Raw genomic sequence first — 14,205 nt, forward strand, 5'->3', positions numbered from 1 at the left:
GGAAATCTTTACACCCTGACCAGCCGGCCAGGTCGCATTGAGCAGGCAAAAAATACCGGTGTCAACCCGGGCCGTCTACGTCTGCGGAGACTCGGTCCAGCGCCGATAGAAAGATCCCCATCCGGGATGCACGACGCATCACCGCAACTCTATATCGGAACCGATCAAAATTTCATTAATTTTAAAAAACCGCGCTCACTGTAATAAAACTTTCGCAAAGCCGGTGTAGGAGCCAAATTTCAATTGCAATGCCAACCTATAAATGCAATATTCAAATATAAATTCGCCGATAAATTCGACGCCAGCGGCACCATCATTTAAGTCCCCGGTTCAAACCTTCAGATCATACAAAATTTCACCTAAAGCCTTTCCAGACAGGCATCGCGAGGCTTCAGCAACGGTCTGAACATTGCAATTTGCCGTCTTTTGTCACAGAATAAATCAGCAGACAAAAACGCCGTCACATAAAAATTCATTCCACATATTGCAATCGCACATTGAGCGGTTATGATGGCGTCTCCGTATTTTTTATTTCCTGAATGACCGCTTTACGGGGCGCAAGCATATTTACCGGACATTCACGGTGGCTGGGTAACTAATACTTGCCCGCGCCGACAGACTTAATCAAGGAGACGACATGTTGAGTCCTCATGAATTCGCCACCTTGAAGCTCATCAAGGACGCGCCGGACCAGATCGAACTGGACCGCGCTGAACTCGACGTTCTGCTGGAGCGGCAACTCATCTCGCTGGAAAAGCTCGCTTCCGAACGCCTGCGTCCGCAGATTACGCGCGACGGCGACTCCATGCTCAGGGCGATCGCGCGCATGTACCCGGCGTCTGCGCCGTCCGTCGCGCAGCCGTGAATAACATCGCGGCGTTCGCCCCCCAACGTTGGAGTGCGAGCGCCGTTTCTGAAGTTGTAGAGTGCCTGTTGATGTGCCACACGAAGTGTCGACCGTCCGAAGTCTTCGCGATGCGTGCTGCCTGGCAAGCGTCCTTGCACTTCGATTAATCCACCATCGCTATCCGCCGCAACACACCCGTCCGATCGGGAATTCGCGCGCTGGATTGAATATTGAGGATTTTTACCATGAGTCTATCGAGCCCCGATCCGGTTGCGGCCGCGAAGGCCAACGTCGAAGCGTTCTACGCGTTGACCGGCAAGGTATTTGAAGGCGTCGAAAAACTGGCCGCGTTGAACCTGCAAGTCACGAGGACCACGCTGGCCGAGGTGCAGGAGCACGTGACCAACGCGCCCGGCGCCACGGATCCGCAGCAATGGTTCACGCTGCAGGCAGGTTGGACCGGACCGTTCACTGAAAAATGGCTGTCTTATAGCCGCCAGGTGTTCGACATTGCGTCCGCCACTCAGGCCGGGATCACGCAAGTCGCGCAGGCGCAGTACGACCGTTATAACGCGCGCGTGCAGGCGCTTGTCGAAGAAGCGGCCGAGCGCGCTCCGGCCGGTTCCGAAGCAGCGGTCACCGCGTGGAAATCGGCGCTGGCCGCCACCACGAACCTGTTCGAGACGCTTCAGAAGACGAGCCAGCATGCCGTGCACGTTGCAGAGAGTCAATTCGAGGCAGTCACCGCCACGGCCTCCAAGGCTGGCGCGAAGCGGTAAACCTGACACGGGCAGCAATGCCCGTGATTCAATGCTTTCTGCATATACAGGATTCCTTACATATTACCGAATCAAATCTTTCAGCATCCGGCTTCCGGGCCGAACAGGCAGTTGTTTTAGATGGTTCAGATGAGCACGACCCAGCTTTTAGGAGGACGATTCGATGGCAAAGCAGATCGCGGTGGTGACGGGTGGTATGGGTGGACTTGGCGAGGCGATCAGCATCAAGCTGCATGACGCCGGCTACGCAGTCGTGGTCACGGGTTCGCCGGGCAACACCGGTGCGAACGAGTGGCTCGCCCGGATGGACACACAAGGGCGCCAGTTTCGCGCCTATACGGTGGACGTCGCCGATTACGACTCGTGTGAAAAATGCGTGGCGCAAATCAAGGCCGAAGTTGGCCCGGTCGACATTCTGATCAACAACGCCGGCATCACGCGCGACGCCAGCTTCAAGAAGCTCGACAAAGTCAATTGGGACGCGGTGATCCGCACCAATCTCGACTCGGTATTCAACATGACGAAGCCGGTGTGCGACAGCATGGTCGAGCGTGGCTGGGGCCGCATCATCAACGTGTCGTCGATCATCGGCTCCAAGGGCGGGTTCGGCCAGACCAACTACGCGGCGGCAAAAGCCGGCATGCACGGCTTTACGAAATCGCTGGCACTTGAAGTGGCGAAAAAGGGTGTCACGGTCAACACGATCTCGCCCGGCTATATCGCCACGAAAATGGTGATGGCGGTGCCCGAGGAAATCCGCGAGACAAAGATCATTCCGCAGATTCCGGTCGGCCGGCTCGGGCAGCCCGAAGAAGTCGCCGCCCTCGTGCTGTACCTCTGCTCGCGCGAAGCGGGTTACGTGACCGGCGCCAATATTGCCATCAACGGGGGCCAGCACCTGCAGTAAGCCGCCAGATCTGTCATGGAGATTCCGATGAGTGAAGCAGTGGCAATCGTTGTAGGTTCGCTCGTGCTGGCAGTAGCGCCCGTGTTCGTCGTCGCGCATTACTACCGGGAGTTGATGCGTCGCAGACGGCTCAGGCAATTGGATCACCGTCACTACTGGCCGCACTGGAACAGTGCGCGGCACTGAGGCATTGAGGCATTGAGGCAGGCATCGAGCTTCTACGCTCGCCATGCCGATGCGGCGACATCTGACGTCGCCGCATCGCTGCCCGCACTCAACGCGGCCAGGCGCTCACCAGATTGGTGACGTTGACCGTGCCGATGCCAGTGGCAAAATTCCAGCCAGCACCGGTGCCGTACGCTTTCGAATAGCTGCTGCTTCTGGTTGAGAGGACGCCGTAATTGCCGCTTGGGCGATAGCAATCAATCGTGCCCGTGCAGTTTACGTCCATGTCACCGAGCGTAACGTCATAGAAGATGCAGGTACTGGCGGCGCCATTGCCACGACTCGAATTGCAGGTAGTGGTCCCGCCTGCCAGATATTCCGTGGCCGCGAGGGAATAGTAGACCGGGTTCGGATTGCCCTGCCGGGATCCGGTTGCCTGGTTCACCAACGCCTGGAACCCGGCCCAGATCGGCGCGGCGAACGACGTTCCGCCGCCGCCGGCCCACCCGCTCGGAGCACCTGTGCAAGCCGCGCCGCCATCCGGCACGTCGGAATCGCAGACAATATAGTAGTGGCCCCACACGCCGTTGGCCGCGAAGAGTGAGACGTCAGGAAGATCGCGCACGCCGTCGGCGGGGTTGCCCAGCAATAGCAGCAGCGACTGCCAGACCGGTTTGGCATACGCGCGGCACGTTCCACTCACCACACCGCTTAGTGACGGCGCACCCGCCGCGCACCCGCTCGGCCCACCGCTGCCGCTCGCCGTTGTCAGGTAATACGCGCTGCCGGTCGGACTGTTGCAAAAACCAGTCGAGCCATAGGTCGTGCGGTAGCCGTTCGCCGCGGCAATCAGCACGCTGCCGCAGGAATCGTTCCACGGGATTTCCGGAACATAAGAAATCGCCGAGCCGCCGGTCGCGGTATTGGTTGCGGTCCAGTAAGAAGCCGTGGTGCGGGCATAGGTGTCACCGAAATCAGTGCCTCCAACCGCGACGTTGTAGGGCGTCGAGGCAAAGCCGTTGACTCCGATTCCATGGGTCGCATTACGCAGATCTGCGTCGCAGCTTGCTGCCCCTTCGTCACCGGCGGAGACAAACACGGAGATGCCGCGAGCGACCGCCTGCTGGTAGACCGAAAGGTAAGCGGCATTGGCGGCGGCCCCGTTCAGCGCCTCGCATTCGCCATAGCTGATGCTGATAATTGCCGGCGGGTTGCTGCTGTTCACGAAGTTCTGGAGTGCGATCAGGCCACCAAACGTGGTACTGGTGTCCCCGCAGGACGCGAGTACCACGGCGGCGCCTGGGGCCGCGGCACTAGCCCATTCCGCGTCCAGTTCAGCTTCTCTCTCGTTGCCGGCAACGACGCCGGGATTCGTGCAATTGTTGACGCCAGTGGCCGGCGACGGATGGACTTGTGCAAAGGAGCCCGATGTGTAGCCGGACAATCCGAACGCTGAGCGGAAGGTCGTCCAGTCGGCGGGACTGTAAACGTTTGTGTTCTCGATCACGACGATCGTCTGCCCCTGGCCGGCGATGCCGGCACGAAACACCGGGTTCAGATTGTAGATCGTAGCGAGATCCGCGGGAGCGACCGCATGATAGGTCGAACTACCGCTGGTGTACGTGTATTCGGGTCTGGACTTGAAATTCGTGTGCGGCCGGAAGTCATTCAGCGACACGATCCCATTCACTACATCCGCGAGTGCTGCCGGAATGCGAGGATTGCTCATGTTCGCGACATGCCCGACGCCACCCACGTCGAGGTGATGAATTTCTGTCTTGAACGCGTCGCGAATCTGCGCGGCGGTCCCCGAAAAGTCGATCACCATGCCACCCGCCTGCACGCCGTTCACCGTGAGCCCGTGCCTCGAAAGCCAATTGCTGACGATGCTCACATCGGCGTCCGACGGACCGAATTCCGCGCGCAATTGCCCGGCCGTTAGCCACTGATGGAAATAAGGTGACTTCGGATCATGAAGTAGATCGATAAAGTGCGCGAGCGCCGCTTCGGTCTCGGCTGGGCGCTTCAGCAGAAGCTGCATGTGGTCAAGCACGAGCGTGTCGCCGACCCGTCCGCGATCGTTGTTCGCGTTTGCTTCGGGCCGGATATTGCCGGTCAGCTCCATGGTCTGTCGCTCGTCGACAATCTGGGTGACGAGCTGGCGGGTGGTTTGCGCAATTGCTTTGGATGACGTACAAAAAACCGTAACAAGCATTAGAACTACTACCAGGAACCGTAATTGGGATCGAGTGAACATGTCGTTCCTCCCTACGCGCCCTCGCAGCATCGGCCAGCCACCTTGTGCGTCCGAAACTCAGTAGCAAGTCGTTTTCGGATCTTGTCGAGACAGCACCCCAAGTCAGTCAATCAATAGTAGGAGCCATTGTGCCGCTGTCAAGGCTTCGCCGGCCTATGTTCGTTTGCACGATTCGACGAGCCCGAGTTCATCAGGTATGCACCATCATGCGACACGTTATTTCGCTATGCCAGATCGAAAAGGCGTTTGATTCGTGCGTTCTCACGAAAGCGCAGCTATGCTCGATCGGTAGCCTGCTTCTGCAGTTGGGTCGGCACTGCCGCATGGTGGGCCATCACGATCAATTTAATGTGGCAGCGCCTGCTGCATCACGCGGCGCCGGCGAAAAAAAACGCGAGATGCTGATTGCCCAGCGTCTCGCGCCAACCTGGTACCTCTACTGCAATCGGTCTAGCGAACCAGAAACCCGTACGTCAGCGGATCGCGCTCGTCCACGATCCAGTTCGCGAAGCCGCAGACGAAAGCGTTGCCCTCGACTTCCGGAATCACGGCCTTGAAATCGCCCACGGTGGTTTCGCTCAGCACACGCCCTTTGAACACGGTGCCGATGATGGATTCGTTCACCAGCGTGTCGCCCTTCCCTAACTCTCCACGCAGATAGAGCTGGGCCACGCGGCCGCCCGTTCCGGAACCGGTGGGCGAACGGTCCACCTCCCGGTCGGCGAAGACACAACAGTTCGCTTGCGTCGAACCGGCATGCCGCGGCGCATTGGCGATGATGGTCCCGTAGATGTGGTTGATCTCAGGGATATGCGGGTGCTCGACGGGGAACGCCTGATTGGCGGCCGCCTTCACTTCCGCGCCGAAACGGATGAGCTCCTCCACGGACGATTCCCGCACTTCGAGACCGTGCGGCTGACCATCGGTATAGAAGTAGAACGCCCCGCCAAACGCGATATCGCCGGTCACCGCGCCGAACGACGGCGTCTGCACCGTCACGTCCTTCTTCCAGATAAACGACGGCACGTTGACAAAGCGAACGTTGCCCGCGTGCTCGCCGTCCCACTTGACGAACGCTTCAATGAACCCGCATGGCGCGTCGATGCCGACGCGCGTTTCGGGAATCTCACGCTGCACCCAGCCCAGTTCGACCGCGGCCGTCGAGAGCGCGATCACACCGTGCCCGCAGTGGTCGCTGTAGCCTTCGTTGTGAAGGAAGATGATGCCGAAATCCGCGTTCGGACTGACCGGTTCGGTCAGATAGCCGCCGTACATATCGGCATGGCCGCGCGGTTCGAACATCAATGCCGTGCGGATCTCGTCGGCGTTTTCCTTCAGCCATGCGCGCCGCTTGACGATGGTGTCGCCAGGCAGACGCGGCAGGCCGCTGGTGACGATGCGGAATGCTTCCCCGCCGGTGTGAACTTCAACTGTCGAAATAGTGCGTGTGATTTTCATGTCTGCTTCATGAAGTCGGTGGAGCTACTGCCGGTGCTACTTCCGTTGCTACTCCCGTTATTCGCCGTACGGAACCGGCAGGCCGTTCTTGATGATGTAGACCGTGGTCGGCGCGCCCTTCAGGTCGCCGTACTCGTCGAACGAGTAGGTGCCGGCCACGCCCTTATAGTTTTCCTTCGCCAGTTGCGCGGTCAGCTTCGCCTTGTCGGTCGTCGTGCCGGCCTTCACCATCGCATCGGCAAGCAGCTTCACGCCGTCGTAATAGCTGACCGCGTAGACCTGCGTATCGATGTTGTAGGCCGCCTTGTACTTCTGCAGGAATTCGCGGCCAGCGGCAGACTTCTCGAGTGCGATACCGCCTTGAGCGCAGTAGACGATCGACGCCGCGTCGCCGGCCACCTTGCCCATATCAGCCGAGCAGATGCCGTCGCCGCCCAGCAGCTTCGCGCGCAGGCCGCGTTGACGCATCTGCTTGGCCATCGGCGCGCCTTGCGCCGCGTAACCGCCAAAGAAAATCACGTCCGGATTCTTCGCTTTGATGGTGGTGAGAATCCCGAGGAAGTCGGTCGCCGACGAGCTGGTGAATTCCTGGTCGACGATCTGGATGCCGTTTGCCTTCGCGACCTTGATGAACTGCTCGGCCACGCCCTGGCCATAGGCCGTGCGGTCGTCGATGACGGCCGCCGTCTTCGCTTTCAGGGTCTTCGCGGCGAACTGGCCCATCGTGCCGCCCAGTTGCTCGTCGCTCGCACCGATACGGAAAATGTTCTTGAAGCCCTGCTTGGTCAAAGCCGGATTGGACGCGACCGGCAAGATCGGCACGCCACCCGTGTTGTAGACACGCGAAGCCGGAATCGCCACGCCCGAGTTGTACGGTCCCACGACCGCGACGACTCCGCTATCCACCAGCTTCTGCGCGACCTGCACACCGACTTTCGGGTCAGCCTGGTCGTCTTCCGAATCGAGTTTGAAGGTGACCTTCTGTCCCGCCACGGTGACGCCCGTCTTGTTCAGTTCGTCGATCGCGAGGCGCGCGCCGTTCTCGTTGTCCTTGCCGTTCGGCGCCTGCGGTCCGGTAAGCGGAGCCGAGTGGCCGATGGTGACGACGACTTGTGCGCTTGCGGACAAGGTAAAACCAGCGGCCAGCAGTGCGGCCATAGTTGTGGCGAGACAGCGCATACCGAACTCCAAGTGGGTTAAGGAAAGACCAGGTTATTCGTAAGATGGTCTATATACAACGTCATTTCAAAATTAAAGAACAATTTTTGGTTCAATTCAAACCAATATGCAGCAATATCAGCGTAAACGCTGGTCGGATCCGCTGGCCTGGCTCAGCGCCTTGCGTGCGGCACGGCACGCCGCCAGATCCCACGCGGCACAGCCGACGCTCTTGAACAGAAGCGGCGCATCCGGCCTGAGTTGGCCGGTCAGTGCTTTGGCGAGCGAACCGACCGCTTGCCAGTCGACCTTCGCCTGAATCAGGTCGCCCGCTTCATGCTGCGCACCGACCGGGTCGTCGACCACGACGAAACTGCCGTCAATCGTGCTCTTGCCGATTTCCGCCGCGTCGGGCGTGAAAGCACCGACGCCGACGACCAGACGGCCTGGCCGCGCGGGCTGCGTATAGACGGGGGATTTGCTGGTGGTCAGCGTGATGACGACGTCGACGCTGTCCGGGATGACATCGCCATCCAGTGCGGACAGGTTCGGCGCCACGGCACGGGTGCGCGCGGCGAATGCTTCCGAGGCGGCCCGCGAGGTGCCTTTGGTGAACAGCTTCGCCTCCGGGAAGCTGGCCGCGAGCGCCTCGGCATGGTTGGCCGCCTGTTGCCCGGTGCCGATGATGAGGATCTCGCGTGGCTTCATGCCATGCAGTGTCTGGATGCCCAGCACCGTCACGGCCGCGGTGCGACGCCCGGTCACGGTCGGTCCGTCGAGCACGAACAGCATCTCGCCGGTATGGGCGTCGCAGGCGATGACCTGGCCATGAATCGTCGGAAGCTGGCGCGCGCCGTTCGTGGGGCACACATTCACCAGTTTATGAATGGCCATGTCTTGCGCGCTGGCCGGCATCGACAGCATCACCCCGCCCTCCTGCATCGGAATGGCGAGGCGCTCAGGACTCACGACGTGCCCCGCGCCGTACTCAATGACAGTCTCCCGGAGCACCCGCACGAGCGACGGATAGTCCAGCAATGGCGCGGTGGCCTGGGCGTCGAAATGTTGGAGGCTGACAGAGGTCATGTGCGGGTTCGCGTGTATAGAGTGGTGCCGGGGCGCGCGCCAAAGGCTCGCACCAATTGGGTGAAAAACGATCCAATCCGGGGTGGTTGTTGCGCGACCCAGATTGCCAGTTGGCGTTCATTTAATGGGCAGAATTTATACCAATTTATCGAGTACAACAAGCCAATCCACGAGAAATCTCCAATTTTGGCTTATCGCAAGACCACGTGTGGCATAAATTGGCGTCTACCGGGCCTGATCGGAAACCAGTTCCCCAATAGCGGGTGCGGCATTGGAGCGCTTGACACTCAAGGCGCCAGCCGTGGGGATGTCTTCTCCAAATCGCAAAGTGGTATATTCTGAAACCACCTTGCACGCCCGCCGGACTTCCACATGGCTTCCACCCGTCCCGAATTTGAGAGCAGCTTCCGCCCGTTGCAGATCTACGAGCAGGTCTCGGAAAAGATTCGCGCGGAGATTCGTTCCGGACGCTTCCTGCCGGACGCACGTTTGCCGTCCGAGCGTGAACTGGCGGCGCGATTCGGCGTCGGACGGCCGGCGGTTCGCGAAGCCATCGGCGCGCTGCAAAACGAGGGGCTCGTCATCACGAAGCGCAACTCCGGCACCTATGTCGCGTCGGCGGCCGGCCAGTTGCTGGCGGACGCGGCGTCGAATGCGCACGCCGCGGGCGAACTCGCCCCCGACTTCAGTCCGTCGGCAACGTTAGATGTCCGATTGATTCTGGAGCCCGCCATTGCGCGCCGTGCGGCCGCACATAAGAAGCGGGACCGGCTGGCCGAGCACTATCTCTCGCAGATGGAAACGTTGACCGACGTGGCGGATGCGGAAGAGCGCGCGCTGTGGAACAACAGCGACCGGCTCTTTCATCGCCAGCTCGCGGTCATGACGGGGGATGGCTTGCTGGTGAAGATCGCGGAGGAAATTGCCGCGACCATGGATCAGTCGCTCTGGAAACGCCTGAAGGACGACGGCATCTACGACCCGACGCGAATTCGCCTGTACGTGGCCGAACACCGGCTGATCTACGAGGCCATCGTGACCGGCAATGCCGACGCGGCGGCATTCTATGTCGAGCAGCACATTCACCGTGTGCAGCGGGACATCGCGCCGCAGTAGCAGGCGATTGATGGGATGCGTGCGGGGATGCGTGCGGAGATGCGCCGCCTGCGCCGGGGAATGACGCAGACGGCGGACGCAGACGGCGTCCAGGAATCAGTTAATCATCCTGCTCGCCGCGCTTGACGGCTCAGGCGAACTGCTCACGCAGCCACTTTTTGTTGATCTTGCCGACACTGGTCTTCTGCAACGATTCGACAAATTTGATTTCTTGTGGAACGGCATATTTGGAGATCTTCCCGGCCGTCGCGAACGTCATCAGGTGCTGCCTGATCTCGTCGGCGCCGACCATGATGCCCTCCTTGAGCACGATGAGCGCCACCGGCCGCTCGCCCCACTTGTCGTCCTTGATGCCGATCACCGCAACTTCCGCGACACCCGGAAACTGCGAAATCAGATTCTCGACCTCGAGCGACGAGACCCACTCGCCCCCCGACTTGATCACGTCCTTGATACGGTCCGAAATCTGGACGCTGCCCGATGCATCGATATTGGCGATGTCCTGCGTATGCAGATAGCCGCCCGTCCACAATTGCTCGGACGCCTCCGGATTCTTCAGATAGCCCTGCGTGAGCCACGGTGCGCGCACGACGATCTCGCCCACCGCCTTGCCGTCGTGCGCGAGCCCCTGCATGTTCTCGTCGACGATGCGCAGATCGACGAGCGGAACCGCCCGGCCGGTCTTGCAGCGCAGACGCACCTGCTCATCGGGATCGAGCTGCTCGGCGCCCGGCGGAAGTTGCGCGAGCGTCAGCAACGGACACGTCTCCGACATGCCGTAGCCGGCAAAGACGTCAATGCCGCGTTCGAGCGCCGCGCGCGCGAGGCCCTGCGGCAGCGCGCCACCGCCGATGATGACCTTCCACTTGCTCAGGTCGGTGGAGCGCGCCTCGGGGCAGGACAGCAGCATGTGGAGAATCGTGCTGACGCAATGGGAGAACGTCACGCGTTCGTCGCGCAGCAGACGCACCAGCTGGTCCGGCACGTAGCGGCCTGGGTAGACCTGCTTCAAGCCCATCACCGTGGCAATGTAGGGCATGCCCCACGCATGCACGTGGAACATCGGCGTAAGCGGCATGTACACGTCGCCGTTGTGAACGCGCTGGCCTGACATCGGGCTGGCAAGCGCGGCCATTCCGGTGATCGTATGCAGCACCAGTTGGCGGTGCGAAAAGTACACGCCCTTCGGCAAGCCGGTCGTGCCCGTCGTATAGAACGTCGTGGCGCGGGTGTTCTCGTCGAAATCCGGGAAGTCGTAGCTCGTGGCGCTCGCCGCCAGCATCGCCTCGTATTCCGTCGCAAACGCAATGGTGTGCGCGGCGGCACTGCTGCCCGGCTCGTCGATATAGATGAACGTGCGCACCGTTTCCAACTGGTCCTTGATCGCTTCGACCACCGGCAGAAAGTCGGTGTGCACCAGCAGGATCTCCGCGCCGGCGTGATTGATCGTGTAGGCGATTTCCGCCGGCGAGAGCCGCACGTTGACCGTCTGCAGCACGGCGCCCATCATCGGCACGGCAAAGTAGCACTCGAGATAGCGGTGACTATCCCAGTCCATTACCCCGACCGTGGTGCCAAGGCGCGCGCCGAGCCCGGCGAGGCCGTTGGCGAGGCGCGCAATGCGCTCGCGCAGCGTTGCATAGGTCATGCGCACCTGGCCGCGGTAGACGATTTCCTGATCAGGCGTCTGCACCATCGGCGTGTGCAGCAGTTGCTTGACCAGCAATGGATAGCCGTAAGCCGACGACATCGATTGAGTCTGTGTGTCCTGCATCTTCGTCTCCTGGTGCAGTCAGAAAATAGTTAGCCGGTTTTCTAGTCGTAGCGGTACACGCCGTGACCGGTCTTGCGTCCGAGCCGGCCGGCCGCCACCAGTTCGCGCAGCAGCGGGCACGCGCGATACTTGGAATCGCCGAAGTCCTTTAGAAACACGTCCATCACCGAGAGGCAAACGTCCAGCCCGACCAGATCGGCAAGCGCGAGCGGGCCGATCGGATGATTCGCGCCAAGGCGCATACCTTCGTCGATTTCTTCAGCCGTGGCAATGCCCTCGGCCAGCACGAAGAACGCCGCGTTGATCATCGGCACCAGAATCCGATTGACGACGAACCCCGGCGCATTCTTTACGCCGATGGGCGACTTGCCGAGCTTCAGCGTCAGCTCGCGCACCGCCTGCGCAGTCGCGTCGCTGGTCTGCACGCCGCGAATCACCTCGACGAGCGGCAGCAGCGGCACCGGGTTGAAAAAGTGCATGCCGATAAAGCGCGAGGCATCGGCCAGCGTCGCGCCGAGCGCCGTGATCGAGATCGACGAGGTGTTCGATGCGATGATCGCCTCGGGACGCGCCGCCGCTTCGATCTGCTTCAGAATGCGGATCTTGAGCTCGGCGTTTTCGGTGGCGGCTTCGATCACGATATCGGCGGCGGCGAGGCGCGCGTAGTCGGTCGAGGTTTCGATGCGCGCGAGCGCCGCGTCGCGCACCTCGGCCTCGATCTTGCCCTTCGCGACGAGCCGCTCGAGGCTGCCCGTGAGGGTTGCGACACCTTTGGCCAGCGCGGCGTCGTTCACGTCGATCATCACGGCCTTGAGTCCGGCGACCGCTACGGTCTGCGCGATCCCGTTGCCCATCGTGCCCGCGCCGATGATTCCCACCGTTTCAATTGTCATATCTGTCTGCCTGAGCGGTAATGCGCAGCGCGCTTATTGAAGGTTTTCGAAGATGGCCGCGATACCCTGCCCGCCACCAATGCACATCGTAACCAACGCATAGCGTCCGTTGATACGCCGCAGCTCATGCAGCGCCTTGACGGTGATCAGCGCGCCGGTTGCGCCGATCGGATGGCCCAGCGAAATGCCGGACCCATTGGGGTTCACCTTCGACGGGTCGAGCCCGAGTTCCTGGGTGACCGCGCAGGCCTGAGCGGCAAAGGCCTCATTCGCCTCGATCACATCGAGATCGCGGATGTCGAGGCCCGCGCGCTGCAACGCAATGCGTGTCGCCGGCACCGGGCCAATGCCCATGTAGCGCGGATCGACGCCTGCATGCGCATACGATACCAGCCGCGCGAGCGGGGCGAGGCCGCGTTGCTCGGCGGCTTGGCGCTCCATCAGCAGAACCGCCGCCGCCGCGTCGTTGATGCCCGACGCGTTGCCGGCCGTGACCGTGCCGGCTTCCTTCTGGAAGACCGGGCGCAAAGAGGCCAGTTCATCCATTTCGATCTGCTCGCGCACGTGCTCGTCGGTATCGAACACGACCGTTTGCCCCTTCACCTTGCGTGTGAGCGGCACGATCTGCTCCTTGAAGCGTCCTTCCGCAATCGCCCGCGTGGCGCGCCGGTGCGACTCCAGCGCCAGCGCGTCCTGCTGCTCGCGGCTAATGCCGTACTTGCTCGCGACGTTCTCCGCCGTGACGCCCATCGGGATCGAATGGAACGGGTCGTTCAACGCGCCCAGCATCATGTCGACCAGGCGCGTATCGCCCATCCGCGCACCAAAGCGCGCAGCGCTCGTGATGTAAGGCGCGCGGCTCATGTTCTCCGCGCCGCCGCCGATCGCCACTTCCGCGTCGCCCAGCAGGATCGTCTGCGCGGCGGAAACGATGGCCTGCAGGCCCGATCCGCACAGGCGATTGACGGTGAAGGCCGGGGTGGACTCGGAGACGCCGCCGTCCATTGCGGCGACGCGCGCGAGATAGAGATCTTTCGGCTCGGTCGCAATCACATTGCCGAACACCACGTGGCCCACTTCATCACCGGCGACTTTCGAGCGCGCCAGTACTTCGCGCACGACGATCGCGCCGAGTTCGGTCGGGGGCATATCTTTGAGGCTGCCAGCGAACTTACCGATGGCCGTGCGCACACCGCCGACGACAACGACTTCTTTTTGCACTAGATGCTCCTCGATTTGTGTTGCCACGCGCCCTGCCAAACACGGTGGCGCGCAGATTGGAATCACATATTCGGATAGTTCGGCCCGCCGCCACCTTCCGGGGTGACCCACACGATGTTCTGCGTCGGGTCCTTGATATCGCAGGTCTTGCAATGTACGCAGTTCTGCGCGTTGATCACGAGGCGCTCGCTGCCATCATCGTTCTTCACGAACTCATACACCGCCGCCGGGCAATAGCGCGATTCCGGACCCGCGTAGGTCTGCCAGTTCACATTCACCGGCACGGACGGGTCTTTCAGCGTCAGATGCGCTGGCTGGTTCTCTTCATGATTCGTGTTCGAGATGAACACTGACGAGAGGCGGTCGAACGTCAGCTTGCCGTCCGGTTTCGGATAGACGATCTGCTTGCACTGTGAAGCCGGCTTGAGCATTTCGTGGTCCGAATGCTGGTGATGCAGCGTCCACGGCACATTGCCGCCCAGCAGCTTCTGCTCGATGCCCACCATCAGCGTGCCCAGGTACAGGCCCTTGCTCATCCACTGCT

13 protein-coding genes are annotated in these 14,205 nt (G+C 61.2%); 5 read left to right on the forward strand and 8 right to left on the reverse strand.

Features of this window, described 5'->3' with window-relative positions:
* The first annotated feature begins 637 nt into the window (after window positions 1-637).
* From A6V37_RS04275 to A6V37_RS41210, 4 genes are all read left to right on the forward strand, one after another.
* On the forward strand, window positions 638-865 hold the full coding sequence (locus A6V37_RS04275; protein ID WP_064264982.1) for a hypothetical protein: 228 nt from the start codon (window positions 638-640) through the stop codon (window positions 863-865).
* A 227-nt stretch (window positions 866-1,092) separates the two neighbouring features.
* Window positions 1,093-1,626, forward strand: coding sequence for a TIGR01841 family phasin (phaP, locus tag A6V37_RS04280; RefSeq protein ID WP_064264983.1), 534 nt, complete (start codon window positions 1,093-1,095; stop codon window positions 1,624-1,626).
* A gap of 163 nt (window positions 1,627-1,789) precedes the next feature.
* Window positions 1,790-2,533 (forward strand): acetoacetyl-CoA reductase, encoded by a 744-nt coding sequence (phbB, locus tag A6V37_RS04285; RefSeq protein WP_064264984.1) that lies wholly within the window; start codon window positions 1,790-1,792, stop codon window positions 2,531-2,533.
* A 27-nt stretch (window positions 2,534-2,560) separates the two neighbouring features.
* Window positions 2,561-2,719 carry a hypothetical protein gene (locus A6V37_RS41210; RefSeq protein ID WP_165614380.1) on the forward strand — a complete coding sequence of 53 codons (159 nt, stop codon included), beginning with the start codon at window positions 2,561-2,563 and terminating at the stop codon, window positions 2,717-2,719.
* Between the two features lie 88 nt (window positions 2,720-2,807).
* On the opposite strand, the gene A6V37_RS04290 is transcribed toward A6V37_RS41210, so the two are convergent.
* The 4 genes from A6V37_RS04290 to lhpI all read right to left on the reverse strand — a co-directional run bounded on the left by A6V37_RS04290 (window position 2,808) and on the right by lhpI (window position 8,657).
* Window positions 2,808-4,913, reverse strand: a complete 2,106-nt coding sequence (locus A6V37_RS04290) for a S53 family peptidase (RefSeq protein ID WP_208607843.1) — start codon at window positions 4,911-4,913, stop codon at window positions 2,808-2,810.
* 492 nt (window positions 4,914-5,405) lie between these two features.
* On the reverse strand, window positions 5,406-6,413 hold the full coding sequence (gene lhpH / locus A6V37_RS04295; RefSeq protein WP_064264986.1) for a trans-3-hydroxy-L-proline dehydratase: 1,008 nt from the start codon (window positions 6,411-6,413) through the stop codon (window positions 5,406-5,408).
* A gap of 57 nt (window positions 6,414-6,470) precedes the next feature.
* The gene (locus tag A6V37_RS04300) at window positions 6,471-7,592 is read right to left on the reverse strand and encodes a branched-chain amino acid ABC transporter substrate-binding protein (protein WP_064264987.1); all 1,122 of its coding nucleotides are present in this window, start codon (window positions 7,590-7,592) and stop codon (window positions 6,471-6,473) included.
* Window positions 7,593-7,709: 117 nt separating this feature from the next.
* Window positions 7,710-8,657 carry a bifunctional Delta(1)-pyrroline-2-carboxylate/Delta(1)-piperideine-2-carboxylate reductase gene (lhpI, locus tag A6V37_RS04305; RefSeq protein WP_064285805.1) on the reverse strand — a complete coding sequence of 316 codons (948 nt, stop codon included), beginning with the start codon at window positions 8,655-8,657 and terminating at the stop codon, window positions 7,710-7,712.
* Window positions 8,658-9,029: 372 nt separating this feature from the next.
* Between lhpI and A6V37_RS04310 the strand changes: the two genes are divergently transcribed.
* Complete coding sequence (locus tag A6V37_RS04310) at window positions 9,030-9,773, forward strand: FadR/GntR family transcriptional regulator (protein ID WP_064264989.1); 744 nt, start codon at window positions 9,030-9,032, stop codon at window positions 9,771-9,773.
* Between the two features lie 130 nt (window positions 9,774-9,903).
* On the opposite strand, the gene A6V37_RS04315 is transcribed toward A6V37_RS04310, so the two are convergent.
* The 4 genes from A6V37_RS04315 to A6V37_RS04330 form a co-directional block, all read right to left on the reverse strand.
* Window positions 9,904-11,547, reverse strand: a complete 1,644-nt coding sequence (locus A6V37_RS04315) for a fatty acid--CoA ligase (RefSeq protein ID WP_064264990.1) — start codon at window positions 11,545-11,547, stop codon at window positions 9,904-9,906.
* A gap of 41 nt (window positions 11,548-11,588) precedes the next feature.
* A complete protein-coding gene (locus A6V37_RS04320) occupies window positions 11,589-12,440 on the reverse strand; it encodes a 3-hydroxybutyryl-CoA dehydrogenase (RefSeq protein WP_064285806.1) in 852 nt (283 codons plus the stop codon).
* Window positions 12,441-12,473: 33 nt separating this feature from the next.
* Window positions 12,474-13,661, reverse strand: coding sequence for a beta-ketothiolase BktB (gene bktB, locus A6V37_RS04325; RefSeq protein WP_064264992.1), 1,188 nt, complete (start codon window positions 13,659-13,661; stop codon window positions 12,474-12,476).
* Between the two features lie 62 nt (window positions 13,662-13,723).
* Window positions 13,724-14,205, reverse strand: a 482-nt coding sequence (locus tag A6V37_RS04330; protein ID WP_208607844.1) for a 4Fe-4S dicluster domain-containing protein, incomplete at its 5' end; no start/stop codon positions are given.

The organism is Paraburkholderia ginsengiterrae (assembly GCF_001645125.1).
Taxonomy (GTDB): Bacteria; Pseudomonadota; Gammaproteobacteria; order Burkholderiales; family Burkholderiaceae; genus Paraburkholderia; species Paraburkholderia ginsengiterrae.

Bases quoted from the DNA above. Each gene is read 5' to 3' on its own strand.
- A6V37_RS04275 (WP_064264982.1), top strand. From the start codon at position 638: ATGTTGAGTCCTCATGAATTCGCCACCTTGAAGCTCATCAAGGACGCG.
- phaP (WP_064264983.1), top strand. From the start codon at position 1,093: ATGAGTCTATCGAGCCCCGATCCGGTTGCGGCCGCGAAGGCCAACGTC.
- phbB (WP_064264984.1), top strand. From the start codon at position 1,790: ATGGCAAAGCAGATCGCGGTGGTGACGGGTGGTATGGGTGGACTTGGC.
- A6V37_RS41210 (WP_165614380.1), top strand. From the start codon at position 2,561: ATGAGTGAAGCAGTGGCAATCGTTGTAGGTTCGCTCGTGCTGGCAGTA.
- A6V37_RS04290 (WP_208607843.1), bottom strand. From the start codon at position 4,913: ATGCTTGTTACGGTTTTTTGTACGTCATCCAAAGCAATTGCGCAAACC.
- lhpH (WP_064264986.1), bottom strand. From the start codon at position 6,413: ATGAAAATCACACGCACTATTTCGACAGTTGAAGTTCACACCGGCGGG.
- A6V37_RS04300 (WP_064264987.1), bottom strand. From the start codon at position 7,592: ATGCGCTGTCTCGCCACAACTATGGCCGCACTGCTGGCCGCTGGTTTT.
- lhpI (WP_064285805.1), bottom strand. From the start codon at position 8,657: ATGACCTCTGTCAGCCTCCAACATTTCGACGCCCAGGCCACCGCGCCA.
- A6V37_RS04310 (WP_064264989.1), top strand. From the start codon at position 9,030: ATGGCTTCCACCCGTCCCGAATTTGAGAGCAGCTTCCGCCCGTTGCAG.
- A6V37_RS04315 (WP_064264990.1), bottom strand. From the start codon at position 11,547: ATGCAGGACACACAGACTCAATCGATGTCGTCGGCTTACGGCTATCCA.
- A6V37_RS04320 (WP_064285806.1), bottom strand. From the start codon at position 12,440: ATGACAATTGAAACGGTGGGAATCATCGGCGCGGGCACGATGGGCAAC.